The organism is Rhodococcus sp. JVH1 (genome assembly GCF_000280725.2).
Lineage (GTDB): Bacteria > Actinomycetota > Actinomycetes > Mycobacteriales > Mycobacteriaceae > Rhodococcus_F > Rhodococcus_F jostii_A.
In genome coordinates, this window is the sequence record NZ_CP166289.1 from 972,907 (window position 1) to 989,065 (window position 16,159).

Here is a 16,159-nt window from a genome sequence, read left to right on the forward strand (position 1 = left end):
TGGTGAGAGTCCGAGAATAGCGGAGTCAGGTGAACAACACGCTCACGCTTACGCGTCGAGCGTGCAGTCCCCTGCCGCCGCGGAGATACAAGTCTGGACTCGGTCACCTTCGGCGTGCTGCTTACCCGACCTCAGGTCGATGGCATGCCCGGCGAGAATCGGCACGACACAGGTCTGGCAGATACCCATCCGGCAGCCGAACGGCATCAGTGCCCCGACCTGCTCACCGGCCTCGAGGAGAGTGGTGGCACCGTCGATCGACACGGTCTTGTCGGCCTTGGCGAACGTGACGGTCCCGCCCTCGCCGGACGTGTCCGCACGGGAGACGGCGAACCGCTCGAGGTGCAACTTGTTCTCGATGCCCTCGTCGCGCCACAACGTCTCGATCTCGTCGAGCATCGGCAGCGGGCCGCAGGCCCACGTCTGCCGTTCGCGCCAGTCGGGGCACACCTCGTCGAGCGAGGACAACGCGAACTTGCCCTGACTACGGGTGAGCTGGATCTTGCACCGGAAGTCGTCGTGCTCCTCGTGGAGCTGGGTGAGTTCGTCGGCGAACATCACGTCGGCGTCGGTGGGCGCCGAGTGGACGTGGAAGACGTCGGGAAGCTGACCGCGCCGGTTCATGGTGCGCAGCATCGCCATCACGGGCGTGATGCCGCTGCCCGCGGTGAGGAACAGGATCCGCTCCGGCGGCGGGTCGGGCAGCGCGAAGTTGCCCGTGGGGGTCGCGAGCCGCACGATCGTCCCCGAGGGCACACCGTTGACGAGGTGACTCGACAGGAATCCCTCGGGCATCGCCTTGACGGCGATGGAGATGAGCTTGTCGTCCCAGTTCGGCGGCGACGTGAGGGAGTACGAGCGCCAGTGCCAGCGCCCGTCGATGTGCAGACCGATGCCGATGTACTGGCCGGGCTCGTAGTCGAAATCGAATCCCCAGCCCGGCTTGATGACGATCGTGGCCGAGTCCGCGGTCTCCGCGCGCACCTCCACGATCTGTCCACGCAGTTCGCGAGCCGACCACAGCGGGTTGGCCAGATGCAGGTAGTCGTCGGGCAGCAACGGCGTCGTGAGCCGTGCCGCCGCGCCACGCAACCAATTGAGCTTGGACCGCTTGGCGGGCACGACCGCTGCTGCGGGCGCCTCGATCCAATCCTTCAGACCCATCCGACCTCCACCTTTTCCGTCGTGACCTACGCTACCGAAGGTTATCAAGTTACGGTACCGTAGGTTACCCCGAGGTAAGCGGGTGTACCGGTCAGAGTAGTTCGAGCAGGAACGGAAGCTCCTGAGTGGCGTACCACGCCAGCACATGATCCTCCGCGTCACCGAGAACGAACTCGGCATCGGGGTCCCCGAGATCCGCCTCGTCGATCGCCGACACGGCCCGCTCGATGTCCGGCTCCGCCTCCGCCAGATCCACGTGCACGGACGCGACCGTGCCGATCGTCACCGGACCGGGCAACCGGACCACGGCGTCGTCGAGGTCCGGGCGCGGCGTCACGTCGTCCACGTCCGCGGCGACCACGGCGCGACGGAACCGAACCCCGTCGCTCCCGCTCTCCCCCACCCGGCCCGCGATCAGTCGCAGCGAGGCCCGGGCCGCCTCGGCCATCGCGACCTCGGCCAGTTCCTCGTCGTCGCCCGACGAATACGCCTCGCGGAGCGTGGGGGTGACGGCGAACGCGGTACGGCTCATCGGATCGAACTCCCGGTCGGCGACGAGCCGCTGGAGGATCTCGATCGTCGCGGGAACGTACACCCTCGTCATGCGTCACCCGTCATTCGCACCGCGGACTTCTCACCGGCTGGCATCCAACAACTCCTCGAGAGATTCGTACAGCAGCGCCGCCACCACATCCACGTCGGCCATGGCATCACGGTCTGCATTCAAACCGTAGTAGACGTTGCCGTCGTAGGACGTCAGACCGATGCTCAAAGTCTGGTTTTTCAGCAGCGGCGACACCGGATACATCTCGAGCATCCGCGCTCCCCCGACGTACAGCGGCAGCTGCGGACCGGGCGCGTTGGTGATCATCAGGTTGAACATCCGCTGCGAGAAACTGCTCGCGACACGGGCACTCATCGCGTGCAGGGTGGCCGGCGCGAACCCCGACAAACGCACCAAGGTCTCCGCGGTGACCCGCTGACTCTGCTTCGCGTGCGCCTCCATGGCGTGCGCCACGTGTGACAGCCGCACCACGGCATTCGGTTCCCCGACCGGCAGGTCGATGAGGAACGACGACACCATGCTCCGCGGATCCGCCCACTCGCCGCGGCGTGACGCCTCGTCGTCGGCCTCGGGATCCGTCGCGTACACGGACATCGGAACCATCGCCCGGACCGTGGTCGACTCGGCCACCGGCTCGCCGCGGGAGAGCAGCCAGTACCGCATCGCACCCGACACGACCGCGAGGATGACGTCGTTGACCTCGCACCCGTACTGCGCGCGAATCTTCCGGTAGTCACCCAGTTCGGTCTTGACCACCGCGAAGCGCCGATTGCGGGAAATGGTCGCGTTCAGCGGACTCGCCGGCGCCACCTGCGTGGCGGTGCGCACGACGGCGGCCACCTTGCCGACAGCGCGCACGGTCTCGCCGAGCGCAGACGCCATGTCGCCCAACGTCATCCGCAGCGCCGCGAGCCCTTCGCCCGGCCGCGCCACCATCTCCGCCAGCGCTCCGGCGATGAGCGTGGACTCACTGGGGGCGGGGCTCGGCATCCACAGTTCCTCGGCCATGGGCCGCCGAGTCTTCGCCGGGTCCAGGATCACCTGGCCGATCTCGAGCGCCGTCTCGCCGTCGACCAGCGAGGAATGGGACTTCGTGAAGATGGCGAAGCGATTGTTCGCCAACCCCTCCACCAGGTACATCTCCCACAGCGGTCGCGTGTTGTCGAGCGGCCGGGACGTGAGCCGCGCGACCAGATCGTGCAACTGGGCATCCGATCCGGGCTTCGGCAGCGCCGACCGCCGGACGTGGTACTCGATGTCGAAGTCCTGGTCGTCCACCCACACCGGCCGCGACAGTCCCAGCGCCACCTCCCGCACCTTCTGCCGGTAGCGGGGCACCAGGCTCAGCCGTTCCTCGACGAGGCTCAGTAATTCCTCGTAGGACAACCCGTTTCGCGGCTTGCGGAAGATCGCGAGCGATCCCACGTGCATCGGCGTGCTGCTCGCCTCGAGAAAGTAGAACGACGCGTCCTGCGTAGTCAGTCTCGTCACCATGTCGGCGCCTGTCCCCCTTGCATCCCGTCTCGATCGACCTCGAGAAGTATCGCTATCTCGTCCGCGGTGGCGCCGCCGTCGACGTGGTGGACACCCACCATCCCGACGGCCACCGCACCCCGGACATTGACCGACAGGTCGTCGACGAAGATACAGTCCGCCGGGGCCAGACCGAGCGCGTCGGCCGTCAGCCGGTAGATCCGCGGATCAGGTTTGGCCACACCGACATCCCCGGACAACACGACCTGATCGACCAGCCGGCCGTCACCGAGTTCTCGCAGCCACTGCGCGCCGGGACCACCGGGATCGTTGCTCAGGATCGCGGTCCGCACCCCACGAGTCCGGGCACCGGCAAGGACGGACGACAGGCCGTCCATGTCCGAACCGGGACCCGCGAGAACTCCTCCGAAGTCCAATATCAATCCCCGCACGTTCCCACCCTAGGGTCCGCTCCCCGGTTCGGCGACACGACGACGGGATCCGTGCGAGTATGACCGCTACGACGGCCGTCTCATGCCGAAACCGGGGGGTAAGAAATGAGTGAGTCCTACACGTTCCTGTCACGGGTGCCGCGCTTCGAGCCGGCCGCCGGTGACGTTCCCGCACCGCCTCTGCCGGGGCATTCGGCGGTGCCGTCGAGCGGGCGGCACGCGGCCGGGCGCAGCAGGCACCGGTCGTCGCCCCACTCGGGGGCGTCGCCACGCACCGCCACGACGCAGCCGGGAACGCTGCCCCTTCCGTCGCCGGACGTCCAGCGATTCACGGAGCAGGCGTTCCGGCTGGTCCTCGAAGTGCTGGATCGGCGCCGCAACGTGCGGCAACTGCGGCCGCTGGTGACGCCGTCGCTCATCGACGTCGTGCGCACGCTCGCGCTGTCGGAGTCGCCCGCCCGGCGACTCGGTGTCGCGACGCTCGTCCGCGTGCACCTGCGCGCCGTGGAGCCGTGCGCGTTCGAGGCCTTCGGCACCTACGGCCGGGGACCGCGGATCTTCGTGATCGCAGCCCGTGTCGAACAACAGTCCGACACGGGCTGGACCGTCACCTCGCTGGTGATCGGCTGATCGACTTCTCCCGCGGTCAGCGCTTGCGCTTGGTCCGCGGGGCCTTCTTTCCCTTCGACTGCGACCGCGCGGCCTCACGCCGCTGACGACGGGTTCCGGCGTCGGCGGCATCGTCCGACTCGGCTGCTCCGCGGCGGCTGAGCTGGGCGTTGCCGTCCTCGGCAGGTCCGGAGTACGTGAGCCCGCGGGGCTCGCCGTCGTCCAGCCCCTTCGCGCGGAGGGCGGACGGTGCCGCCGTGCCCTGCGCCTGCTGCGCCGCCTCCTGGGTCGGCAGTGGCCTTGGCGCGGCCGGAGCGGGCGAGGCCGCCGCCGTCGCCGCTGCGGACGCCGCGGTGACGCTGACGCCCGGGGCCTGCGCCGCCTGCGGGGCGGCTGCCTCGACCTGAAGGTTGAACAAGAATCCGACCGACTCCTCCTTCAGGCCCTCGAGCATGCCGCCGAACATGTCGAAGCCTTCGCGCTGGTACTCGACGAGCGGATCACGCTGGGCCATCGCCCGCAGGCCGATGCCTTCCTTGAGGTAGTCCATCTCGTAGAGGTGCTCGCGCCACTTGCGGTCGAGCACGCTCAGCAGGACGCGGCGCTCCAGTTCGCGCATCGATCCCGCGCCGGCGACACCGTCGATCTCAGCCTCACGCCGGGCGTAGGCGTCGTGTGCGTCCGTCAGCAGGGTCTCGCGCAGCTCGTCGGCGGTGATGTCGTTGGTCTCACCGTCGCCGTCGCCGACCAGTTCCTTGTAGTCGACGCCGACCGGGTACAGCGTCTTGAGGGCCGTCCACAGTTGTTCGAGATCCCAGTCTTCGACGTATCCCTCGGCGGTGGCGCCGTCGACGTAGGCGGTGACCACGTCGGTGATCATCTTCTCGACCTGGCCCTCCATGTCCTTGCCCTCGAGGATCTGGCGGCGCTCGTTGTAGATGACCGTGCGCTGCTGGTTCATCACCTCGTCGTACTTGAGGACGTTCTTGCGGATCTCGAAGTTCTGCTGCTCGACCTGCGTCTGAGCGCTCTTGATGGCCTTCGAGACCATCTTCGCCTCGATGGGAACGTCGTCGGGCAGGTTGAGCCGGGTCATGATCGACTCGAGCGCCGCGCCGTTGAACCGTCGCATCAACTCGTCGCCGAGCGACAGATAGAACCGCGACTCACCCGGATCGCCCTGACGGCCGGACCGGCCGCGCAACTGGTTGTCGATACGCCGGGACTCGTGCCGCTCGGTACCGAGGACGTACAGTCCGCCCGCCTCACGAACCTTGTCCGCGTCAGCCTTGACCTCGGCCTTGACCTGGTCGAGGACGTCGTCCCACGCCGCCTCGTAGTCGTCGGGCGTGTGGACGGGGTCGAGTCCCTGCTTGCGGAGCGCGATGTCCGCGATGATGTCGGGATTGCCGCCGAGCACGACGTCGGTACCACGACCGGCCATGTTGGTCGCCACGGTGACGGCGCCCGACCTGCCGGCCTCGGCGATGATCTGAGCTTCCTGCTCGTGGAACTTCGCGTTCAGCACGTTGTGCGCCACGCCGCGCTTGGTGAACTGCTTCGACAGGTACTCGGACCGCTCGACGCTGGTGGTGCCGATCAGGACCGGCTGGCCCTTCTCGTGCCGCTCCACCACGTCGTCGACGACGGCGTCGAACTTGGCTTCCTCGGTCTTGTAGATCAGGTCGCCGTTGTCGACGCGGACCATCGGCCGGTTGGTGGGGATCGGGATGACGCCGAGGTTGTAGATCTGGTGCAGCTCGGCGGCCTCGGTCTCGGCCGTACCCGTCATGCCCGACAGCTTGTCGTAGAGACGGAAGTAGTTCTGGAGCGTGATCGTGGCGAGGGTCTGGTTCTCGGCCTTGATCTCGACCTTCTCCTTGGCCTCGATCGCCTGGTGCATGCCCTCGTTGTACCGGCGGCCGACGAGGACGCGGCCGGTGAACTCGTCGACGATGATCACTTCGCCGTCGCGGACGATGTAGTCCTTGTCCTTGGTGTAGAGCTCCTTGGCCTTGATGGCGTTGTTCAGGTAGCTCACGAGCGGCGAGTTAGCGGCCTCGTACAGGTTGTCGATGCCGAGCTGGTCCTCGACGAGCTCGACGCCGGCCTCGTGGACGCCGATGGTGCGCTTGCGGATGTCGACCTCGTAATGCACGTCCCGCTTGAGCAGCGGCGCGATGCGGGCGAACTCCGCGTACCACTTGCTCGAGGCGTCGGCGGGACCGGAGATGATGAGGGGGGTCCGGGCCTCGTCGATGAGGATGGAGTCGACCTCGTCGACGACGGCGAAGCTGTGACCGCGCTGGACGAGATCGTCCAGGGAGTGCGTCATGTTGTCGCGCAGGTAGTCGAACCCGAACTCGTTGTTGGTGCCGTATGTGATGTCGGCCGCATAGGCTGCGCGACGCTCGGCGGGCGACATGCCGGACAGGATCACGCTGGTGTCGAGTCCGAGGAAGCGGTGGACACGGCCCATCCACTCGGAGTCGCGCTTGGCGAGGTAGTCGTTGACCGTGACGACGTGCACGCCGTCTCCGGCGATGGCATTGAGGTATGCGGGCAACACGCAGGTCAGGGTCTTGCCCTCACCCGTCTTCATCTCGGCGATGTTGCCGAAGTGGAGGGCGGCACCGCCCATGATCTGCACGTGGAAGTGCCGCTGGTCGATCACGCGCCAGGACGCCTCGCGGGCGACCGCGAACGCCTCGGGCAGCAGTTCGTCGAGCGTCTCGCCGTCGCGGTAGCGGGCGCGGAACTCCTCGGTCTTCGCGCGGAGTTGCTCGTCGGTCAGGTCTTCGACCTCGGGCGACAGCGAGGAAACGTGGTCGGCGATGTGCTTGAGCCGCTTGACCATGCGACCTTCACCAACACGGAGCAGCTTCGATAGCGACAGCGACGGCACAGTCTTGTTCGTCCTCAATCTTCGGCAGTGGATGGGTGACACACAAAATCCGGCCGGAGGTCCGAGAACCCCGGCCGGATTCCATGGTAGGCGCTTCCGCGATCGGACGAGTAGACCGACCGCTCGGATCGTCAGGCGGAACGGGAGTACATCACGCCAGACGTATCAATCCGTAGTCGAACGCGTGCCGCCGGTAGACGACGGTCGCCCTGTCCGACTCCTTGTCGTGGAACAGGAAGAAATCGTGTCCTACCAGCTCCATCTCGTACAAAGCATCGTCGACGGTCATCGGCGTGGCCTTGTGTTCCTTGGTACGCACGACATGACCCGGTGTGTGCTCGTCCGGCATCTGACCGTCCAGGGAGATGTCGGGACTGATGCCGAGACTGTCGTCCTCGGCGAGTGCGGCGGTGGCCTCCGCCACCGACACCGGGGTCTTTTCCCCGTAGTGGACCTTTTTGCGGTCCTTGGTGCGGCGGAGCCTGCTCTCGAGCTTGGCGGTCACCGACTCGAATGCTGCATAGAAGCTGTCGGCGCATGCCTCGGCTCGGGCTACCGGCCCCTTGCCTCGGGCAGTGATCTCGACGCGCTGGCAGTTCTTTCTCTGGCGTCGATTAGGTTCGTGGTGAAGTTCGACATCGAACAGAAATATGGAGGGATCGAAGCGCTCGAGGCGCGACAGCTTCTCGGAGACGTACACGCGGAAGTGGTCGGGTACCTCGACGTTGCGTCCCTTGACGACGATCTCGGCGTTGGGGGTATCCGTCTTCTCTTGTGCATCCGTTGTGCGGTCGTCGACGAAAACCGAGGCTTGCGAAGGGGTCGTCACTCGTACCTCCCGATTACGGCCCCGCCCCTTGATGGGCGGCGGCGAGTTTGAGCAATGCCGGAAGGGGGTCCGCCCGGCACCAGGTTCGAAGTTCCACCTCCTACCTGTGTTTTCGGGTGTGTCCGCGACGCTAGTACGTAACGCGCGCGAGTGCCACTGTTCGGCAGAATTTCATCCGACACCCGCCACGACGACCACCGCGCTCACTCGGATACCCACTCGCGACAGCACCCGGACCGACTCGGTGGCGGTCGCCCCGGTGGTCGACACGTCGTCCAGCAATACCACCGATATCCGTTGCAGTGCAGCCGGTTCCGACGCAAGATGTCGCGCGAATCCTTCGCCGCTCCGCGTCAACCGGACACCACCCTCGAGGTTTACTCGACGTTGATCTGCGCTCAGTCCGACCGAATCGCGCACGGCGCGCCGCATCACGAGCGCGGGGCACACGCGCCTGCCCCCCACCGCGGCGACGGCGATCCGGGTGACGGGGTCGCCGCCGCGTCCCCTGGCGGCCCGGGGACGCGTCGGAGCCGGCACCAGAACCACCGGGGCGACGTCCGGCGGGTCGAGTTCACCCCACTGCTGCAGACGGCCCAGGGCGCCCGCGACGGCGGACCCGAGGGGCGCCGCGAGATCACGCCGCCCGCGTTCCTTCGCGGCGATCACGGCCCGACGGCGGGCACCTGAGTACGGACCGAGGGCCCACACCCCGACCCCGGGATCCACGCGGGGCCGGAGCAACACGGGATCGTCGGCCAACTCCGTGGCGCAGCGGGCACACCACTGCGTGCCCGGGACCCCGCACCCGCCGCATTCGGCGGGCAGGATCAGGTCGAGCAGACTCCGGAGGCCGGGCAGGGCGCGCATGCGGGCAGTATCGGCGACCGCACCGACAGCCTCAGCCCGGCAGGACCGGGATCGCCTTCACACCCGTCAACCCGGGAACCTCCCGCCAGTACCGGTCGCCCGCCGGATCGTTGTTGTTCAACTGGAACACCGCCCGCGAGTCGGCGACGAACTCCGTGGTCGTCGACGCGTCCACGGCCACCACCGGCGCGGTCAGATTGCGGCTCGGCAGCGCGTCCATCCGCGAGCCGTCGACGGCCACCTGGACCACCGGGATGTCCGAGGCCGCGCGCGCGACGACGATCGTGTCGCTCGTGCTCCAGTCCAGCGACAGCGCCGGGCTGCCCAGACCGATCGCGACCGCACGGGGATTCGTCAACGCGTACTCACCGCCCGGCATCTGGGTGACGATGGCGAGATAGACCTTGCCGTCGACGATCAGCGCCGCGCGCACCCCGTCACGGGACAGCCGCAACTCGGTGATCGTTGCACCCAGCGCGGTGACGGCGCCGGCGTCGACGTTGACCACTGACGTGCGGCCGGTGCCGGGCTCGCGCAACACCCGAATGACGGTGTTACCGTTGACCGCTGCCCAGATCGCCGAATTGTCGGGTGCCCATGTCGGGCGGGTGATCGCGCCGCCCTCGAGCACCGACGCGGCACCGTCCTCGTACGCGCCGACCATGAGCGAACTCGCGGGTTCCGGCGCCGGACGCCCGGTGTCCGCGACGGCGGCGACCAGCTTTCCGTCCTGCGACAGTGCGAGCGAACGCATGTTGCGGGCCGAACCGAAGTACCCGGGCACCGGAGTGACACCGGTCTCGGTGACGCTCACCATCGACCCCTCGCGCAGCGCGTGCAACCCCACGGTGGCACTCGACGTCGCGAACGGATTCATCGACGCGACGTCGGCGGTGGTCCACCCGTTCGGGAACCGCTCGTCGAACGGCTCGCCGTCGGCGAGCAGCACATAGGGGCCCGAGATCTCCGCGTTGGCCAGCGTCCAGATCACCTGCGCCGCGAACAGCTGTTTCGCCTGCGCGTCCATCGGCGGCACGCCGGCGAAGTCGATCCGGATGCCGCCGAGCCCCACCCCCACCTGCGCGGTGCGGCCGTCGGCCTTCGTGATCGGGCCCCGCACGGACACGCCGTCACCGAGCTCGTTGCGCACGGCCGGGGCCAGGGCGGCCTTCGGCCCGTCGATCAGCAGGCCGATCAGCTGGGACGCCATCTGATCCTGAGCGCCCGACACCCAGCGCGGATCGGGCACCACCGTCGTCCCGGCCGGGTCGAGGAAGTACAGCGATTTGCGCTGGTACGTGTTGAGGAACTGCGCTCGGTCGAGGATCACGCCCGCGGGGAGCTCGGAGATCCGCCACTCACCGCCCTGCAGCTCGAGACTGATCTTCGTCTCGAAGCTGCCCTCCTCCGCCACGTACAACCCACCGGGCTCGAGCTGCCCCACCTTGTTGGCGCGGATCGTGTACGTTGCCTGGTCGGCCGACCGTGTCTCCGGGAGGACGTCGACCTTGTCGACGATGGTTGCGCTGGCCGCGTCGTCCCACCTGCCGGACACACCGGGGGTGAGGAACTGGCGGGCCGCGAGATGCCGGTTGGACGGGTCGGTACTGGCCTTGAAGAAGTCGCGCAGCAGCAGGTCGGGTTCACGCCCCGGCGCGGGGGCCGCGACACTCGAGCCCGGTGAGTCACGGTTGATCGTGCCGATCGCCTGCGGGGTGGAGGAGTCCGGGAGGCTCGCGCACCCACTGACCGTCACGAGCACCGCGAGGACGATCGCCCCGCACACCGACCGCGACAGCAGGGCAGATCGCCGGCCGGGCGTCACAGGTCCTGCTCCGGTCGATGCGAACCGTCTCGGTCACCGACGTGTGCTCGCTCACGCTTCTGGGGAATCGTGCGGGACTCGTCGGCCGCCGTCTCCGGGCTCCCGTTACGCACCGGCAACGTGGTGTCGCCCGGGACAGGCTGCCCTTGAACGTATTTCGCGGTTCCCGGCTTCAGCGGCAACGGGCTCGACACGACCTTGCGGCCCCGCACCCGCGGCAGCGTCAACCGGAAGCAGGCACCTTGGCCGGGTTCGCCCCACGCCTCGAGCCTGCCGTCGTGGAGATTCGCGTCCTCCACACTGATCGCGAGCCCGAGGCCGGTACCGCCCGACCGTCGCACGCGCGACGGGTCGGACCGCCAGAACCTGTTGAACACCAGCTTCTCCTCGCCCGGCCGCAGTCCCACGCCCTGGTCGCGCACGATGAACGCCGCAGCGCTGTCGTCGGCGCGCAGGCGCAGCAGCACCGGTTTGCCTTCTCCGTGATCGATCGCGTTCGCGAGGAGGTTCCGCAGAATGCGTTCCACGCGACGCGGGTCCACCTCGGCCATGACTGCCTGATCGGGCAGGTCCACGATCAGTTCGGTCCCGCTCTCGCGCGCGAGGTGACGGACCGTCGAGACCGCCGCACGCGCACACATCCGGACGTCGAGTTGCTCGGCGGCCAGTTCCGCCACACCGGCGTCGTGCCTGCTGATCTCGAGGAGGTCGGCCAGCAACCCCTCGAACCGGTCGAGTTCGGCGACCAGCAATTCCGACGACCGCCGGAGCACGGGGTCGAGGTCGTCGCTGCCGTCGTGGATGAGGTCGGCCGCCATGCGCACGGTCGTGAGCGGAGTCCGCAGCTCGTGGCTCACGTCGGAGGTGAATCTCTTCTGGAGATTTCCGAACTCCTCGAGCTGGGTGATCTGTTTGGACAGGCTCTCGGCCATCTCGTTGAACGACATCGCCAGCCGGGCCATGTCGTCCTCGCCGCGCACAGGCATGCGTTCCTTCAGCCGGCCGTCGGCGAAGCGCACGGCGATCCGGGACGCCGACCGGATGGGCAGAACCACCTGCCGGGCGACGAGGAGCGCGATGGCCGCAAGCAGCACGGCGAGCACCGCACCACCCACCAGCAGCGTGCCGCGGACCAGCGACAGGCTGCGGTCCTCACTGGCCAGTGGGAACACGAGATACAGCTCGAGCGTGGAGATCGCCGACGCGGTCGGGCTCCCGACGATCAACGCCGGCCCCGAATAGCCTTCGGGATCGTTCACGGTGGCGAACTGATAGGCCACCTGACCGGCCTGGACGAACGCCCGCAACGATTCCGGGATCTGGTCCGCCGGACCGCTGGACGTCGGGGCGCGGGGGCCGTCACCAGGCACGATCAGCACGGGATCGAACGTTCCCGCCGACCCCGACGCCTGACCGGCGTCGGGCTCCCGGTTCGTCAGCGCGGCCCGGGCACCGTCGAGCTGGGTGGTGGGCGAGCTACTGTCGTCCGCGCCGGCCAGCTGCCCCTCGACCGTGCTGCGGGCACGGTCCATCTCCTCGGTCGCCGCGTTGATCTTCGTTTCGAGCAGACGGTCGGTGATCTGGCTCGTGAGCACGACGCCGAGCACGACGATGACGATGAGCGACAATGTCAACGTCGAGACGACAACCCTCAGCTGCAGCGAACGACGCCACGTGTGCGCGAGGGTATTGCTCAGTGAGTGACCCCACCGAAGGATCGGCGAAACGCGTCGGTTGACACGACGCCGCCATCGGGAAACACCTGTCACGGCGGTCCGGCCTTGTAGCCGACCCCCCTGACCGTCAAAACCACTTCGGGATTTTCGGGATCAGTCTCGACCTTGGCCCGCAGACGCTGAACGTGCACGTTGACCAGTCGGGTGTCGGCTGCATGTCGGTAACCCCACACCTGCTCGAGCAGGACCTCACGGGTGAACACCTGTCGCGGTTTGCGCGCCAGAGCCACCAGGAGATCGAACTCGAGGGGGGTGAGGGAGATCAGTTCTTCGCCCCGGCTCACCTTGTGGGCGGGGACGTCGATGACGATGTCGGCGATGCTGAGCAGCTCGGCCGGCTCGTCCTCGGTCCGGCGAAGCCGTGCCCGGACCCGCGCCACCAGTTCCTTCGGCTTGAACGGCTTCATGATGTAGTCGTCCGCGCCGGATTCCAATCCGAGGACCACGTCGACGGTGTCCGTCTTGGCGGTCAGCATCACGATGGGGACACCGGAATCGGCCCGCAGGACGCGGCACACGTCGATGCCGTTCATGCCGGGCAGCATCAGGTCGAGCAGCACCAGGTCCGGGCGTGTCTCCCGGACCGCGGTGAGCGCCTGGGTCCCGTCCCCCACCACATACGGATCGAATCCTTCGCCGCGGAGGACGATCGTGAGCATCTCCGCGAGCGCAGTGTCGTCGTCGACAACCAGAATCCTTGGCTTCATGTCCCTATCGTTGCATCTTCGGAGGCCGTAACAGCCCGTTCGCCGTTACGGCGTGCCGTGTTCTTTCTCGTCACGGCGTGCCGTGTCGTCACTCAAGAGTGCCAGGTTTTCGGCGAGCGTGATCGGATCGGTGTCCGGGGTGAGCACCCACCACGGCGAAATCCAGTCCTTCACGGCCAGCTCGCGGTACACCTCGCCGGTACGTTCCTGCAGTCCACGGTCGCGTTCGTAGGCGTCCAGCGACCGGCTCGCATCCGCCGATTCGCGGCCGCGGGCGCGTTGCGCGGCGAGCGCCACGGGGACGTCGAGGTACAGCTGCAGGTCGGGCCGGGGCAGCCCCAGCCGCTCGAATTCGAGGTTCTGCACCCAGCCGACGAACTCCCCGTCGGCCCCCTGATGCAACCGGGCCGCACCGTACGCGGCGTTGGACGCCACGTAGCGGTCGAGGATCACCAGGTCGTGTTCGGCGAGCAGCTCCGCGAGCTCCCCGACGGCACCGGACCGGTCCAGCGCGAACATCACGGCCATCGCGTGCACGGAGTCGCTGAGGTCACCGTGCGCGCCCTTGAGGGCCTCGGACGCCAGATCCGCGTGCACGGACCTGCCGTACCGCGGAAAGTCGAGGGTGCCGACCGTCAGGCCCTGTTCGGTGAGGCGTCCCACCACTGCGCCGACGAGTGTTCGCTTGCCGGCGCCGTCCAGGCCTTCCAGCGCAATCAGTTTTCCCACGAGGAAGAAGGCTATCCCCCGGCCCGCACGCGACGGGCCGGGGGACGCCGCGGCCTCTAGTAGCGGTAGTGCTCGGGCTTGAACGGGCCCTCGACGTCGACGCCGATGTACTCCGCCTGCTCCTTCGTGAGCTTGGTGAGCGTGCCACCGAGCGCTTCGACGTGGATCTTCGCGACCTTCTCGTCGAGGTGCTTCGGGAGGCGGTACACCTCGTTGTCGTACTCCTCCGGCTTCGTCCACAGTTCGATCTGCGCGATCACCTGGTTGGAGAAGCTGTTGCTCATCACGAACGAGGGGTGTCCGGTGGCGTTGCCGAGGTTCAGCAGGCGGCCCTCGGACAGCACGATGATCGAGTGGCCGTCCTTGAATCGGAACTCGTCCACCTGCGGCTTGATGTTGATGCGGGTGACCTCGCCGGAACGCTCGAGGCCGGCCATGTCGATCTCGTTGTCGAAGTGGCCGATGTTGCCCAGGATGGCCTGGTGCTTCATCTGCTTCATGTGCTCGAACGTGATGATGTCCTTGTTGCCCGTGGACGTGATGACGATGTCGGCCCAGCCGATGGCCTGCTCGACCGTCTTCACCTCGAAGCCGTCCATCAGCGCCTGGAGGGCGTTGATGGGGTCGACCTCGGTGACCGCGACGCGGGCTCCCTGTCCGCGCAGAGCCTCCGCGCAACCCTTGCCGACGTCGCCGTAACCGCAGACGAGCGCAGCCTTGCCGCCGATCAGCACGTCGGTGCCGCGGTTGATGCCGTCGAGCAGCGAGTGCCGGGTGCCGTACTTGTTGTCGAACTTGCTCTTGGTGACCGAGTCGTTGACGTTGATGGCCGGGAACGTGAGCTCACCGGCGGCCGCGACCTGGTAGAGACGCAGGACACCGGTGGTGGTCTCCTCGGTGACGCCCTGGACCGACTGCGCAACCTTGGTCCACTTGGTCTTGTCCGCTTCGAGGGACTGACGCAACAGGGCGAGGAACACCTTGTACTCGTCGGAATCCTGCTCGTCGTCGGTGGGCGGCACGACGCCGGCTTTCTCGAACTGCGCGCCCTTGAGGACGAGCATCGTGGCGTCGCCGCCGTCGTCGAGGATCATGTTCGCGGGCTTGTCGGCGTCCGGCCAGGTGAGCATCTTCTCGGCGGCCCACCAGTACTCCTCGAGCGTCTCGCCCTTCCACGCGAAGACCGGGGTGCCCTGCGGCTCCTCGGGCGTGCCGTGCGGGCCGACGACGATCGCGGCGGCGGCGTGATCCTGCGTGGAGAAGATGTTGCACGAGGCCCAGCGGACCTCGGCGCCCAGAGCGGTGAGCGTCTCGATGAGGACGGCCGTCTGGATGGTCATGTGCAGCGAACCGGAAATGCGAGCGCCCTTGAGCGGCAGCACCTCTGCGTACTCGCGGCGAAGCGCCATCAGTCCCGGCATCTCGTGCTCGGCGAGCCGGATCTCCTTGCGGCCGAACTCGGCAAGCGAAAGGTCCGCCACCTTGAAATCGATCCCGTTTCGGCTCTCGGCCACGGGCGTGGTTGAAACTGAGGTCGTCATCTGCCTCTCCTGTTTGACTGCTGTTTCGGTCAAGGCTATCGGTACTGCGGCCCGAGGGTCACACTCACGTGAGGCTGCGCCGCGGGGCGGTCACTCCCGATCGGCCCCGTCGACCGCCTCGTCCACGAAAGGCCCCAGAAGAGCTCCCAGATCCTCGGCGACGTTGGCCTCGGATTCGGGTGGCATCGAGATGTAACTCATAGCGAGGCGCACGATGGCGCGGCTGAGAATCCCCGCGTCCGACGGGTTCGCCCGCACCCAGCACCGCTGGAAGACGTCGGCGAGCCGCCTGGACGCCCGCTCGATGATCGGCGCGCTCTCGGTCGTGATCAGACGCAGCAGATCGGGCTTGGTCTCGCCGCGCAGAAGTGATTGCACGAGCGGGTCGGACAGGCTGGCCGCGAAGAACGCGGTGAACCCGGAGAGCAGCGCGGCACGACCTTCCCCGACGTTCGCCACGAGCGCCTCGTCGACGGCGTCGACCAGTTCGTCGGCCAGCCGGAGGGCGTACGCCTCCGCCAGCCCCTGCCGGGACTTGAACTCGTTGTAGAGCGTCTGCCTGCTCACCCCGGCGCCGGCCGCGACATCCGACATCGTGATGTCCGACCAGTCCTTCTCGAACAGGAGATCTCGCATCGCATCGAGTACCGACTGACGCAGCAGCAGGCGCGCAGCCTCCTGATAGGGCACCCGGACACGCGACGAAGTCATGGCCAAGACACTAGTGCCCGCTGCCTCCGGGGTACTCGCCCGG

Annotated in this window: 14 protein-coding genes; 1 reads left to right on the plus strand and 13 read right to left on the minus strand. The window is 67.5% G+C overall.

What is annotated here, in order from left to right; all coding sequences use genetic code 11:
* Positions 1–48 precede the first annotated feature (48 nt).
* From JVH1_RS04630 to JVH1_RS04645, 4 genes are all read right to left on the minus strand, one after another.
* Positions 49–1,164: a ferredoxin reductase gene (locus JVH1_RS04630; protein ID WP_009479538.1), complete on the minus strand. Its 1,116-nt coding sequence runs from the start codon at positions 1,162–1,164 to the stop codon at positions 49–51.
* A 91-nt stretch (positions 1,165–1,255) separates the two neighbouring features.
* A complete protein-coding gene (locus tag JVH1_RS04635; RefSeq protein WP_009479537.1) occupies positions 1,256–1,768 on the minus strand; it encodes a hypothetical protein in 513 nt (170 codons plus the stop codon).
* Between the two features lie 30 nt (positions 1,769–1,798).
* A complete protein-coding gene (locus tag JVH1_RS04640) occupies positions 1,799–3,223 on the minus strand; it encodes a wax ester/triacylglycerol synthase family O-acyltransferase (protein ID WP_009479536.1) in 1,425 nt (474 codons plus the stop codon).
* The gene (locus JVH1_RS04645) at positions 3,217–3,654 is read right to left on the minus strand and encodes an HAD-IA family hydrolase (protein WP_009479535.1); all 438 of its coding nucleotides are present in this window, start codon (positions 3,652–3,654) and stop codon (positions 3,217–3,219) included. Before JVH1_RS04645 ends, JVH1_RS04640 begins: the two co-directional genes overlap by 7 nt.
* 105 nt (positions 3,655–3,759) lie before the next feature.
* Here JVH1_RS04645 and JVH1_RS04650 point away from each other — a divergent pair, with 105 nt between their 5' ends.
* Positions 3,760–4,284, plus strand: a complete 525-nt coding sequence (locus JVH1_RS04650; RefSeq protein WP_009479534.1) for an Rv3235 family protein — start codon at positions 3,760–3,762, stop codon at positions 4,282–4,284.
* Positions 4,285–4,300: 16 nt separating this feature from the next.
* Here the strand turns inward: JVH1_RS04650 and secA are convergent, their stop codons facing one another.
* From secA to JVH1_RS04695, 9 genes are all read right to left on the minus strand, one after another.
* A complete protein-coding gene (gene secA / locus JVH1_RS04655; protein WP_009479533.1) occupies positions 4,301–7,168 on the minus strand; it encodes a preprotein translocase subunit SecA in 2,868 nt (955 codons plus the stop codon).
* 151 nt (positions 7,169–7,319) lie between these two features.
* Positions 7,320–7,997: a ribosome hibernation-promoting factor, HPF/YfiA family gene (gene hpf / locus JVH1_RS04660; RefSeq protein ID WP_009479532.1), complete on the minus strand. Its 678-nt coding sequence runs from the start codon at positions 7,995–7,997 to the stop codon at positions 7,320–7,322.
* Positions 7,998–8,168: 171 nt separating this feature from the next.
* The gene (locus JVH1_RS04665) at positions 8,169–8,867 is read right to left on the minus strand and encodes a ComF family protein (protein ID WP_009479531.1); all 699 of its coding nucleotides are present in this window, start codon (positions 8,865–8,867) and stop codon (positions 8,169–8,171) included.
* 31 nt (positions 8,868–8,898) lie between these two features.
* On the minus strand, positions 8,899–10,692 hold the full coding sequence (lpqB, locus tag JVH1_RS04670; protein WP_009479530.1) for an MtrAB system accessory lipoprotein LpqB: 1,794 nt from the start codon (positions 10,690–10,692) through the stop codon (positions 8,899–8,901).
* Complete coding sequence (gene mtrB / locus JVH1_RS04675; protein ID WP_011598263.1) at positions 10,689–12,461, minus strand: MtrAB system histidine kinase MtrB; 1,773 nt, start codon at positions 12,459–12,461, stop codon at positions 10,689–10,691. Before mtrB ends, lpqB begins: the two co-directional genes overlap by 4 nt.
* Complete coding sequence (gene mtrA, locus JVH1_RS04680; protein WP_005240059.1) at positions 12,458–13,135, minus strand: MtrAB system response regulator MtrA; 678 nt, start codon at positions 13,133–13,135, stop codon at positions 12,458–12,460. Before mtrA ends, mtrB begins: the two co-directional genes overlap by 4 nt.
* Positions 13,136–13,180: 45 nt before the next feature.
* Complete coding sequence (locus JVH1_RS04685; protein ID WP_009479528.1) at positions 13,181–13,864, minus strand: dTMP kinase; 684 nt, start codon at positions 13,862–13,864, stop codon at positions 13,181–13,183.
* A 56-nt stretch (positions 13,865–13,920) separates the two neighbouring features.
* Positions 13,921–15,405: an adenosylhomocysteinase gene (gene ahcY / locus JVH1_RS04690; RefSeq protein ID WP_009479527.1), complete on the minus strand. Its 1,485-nt coding sequence runs from the start codon at positions 15,403–15,405 to the stop codon at positions 13,921–13,923.
* A 90-nt stretch (positions 15,406–15,495) separates the two neighbouring features.
* The gene (locus JVH1_RS04695) at positions 15,496–16,116 is read right to left on the minus strand and encodes a TetR/AcrR family transcriptional regulator (RefSeq protein ID WP_016883174.1); all 621 of its coding nucleotides are present in this window, start codon (positions 16,114–16,116) and stop codon (positions 15,496–15,498) included.
* Positions 16,117–16,159 lie beyond the last annotated feature (43 nt).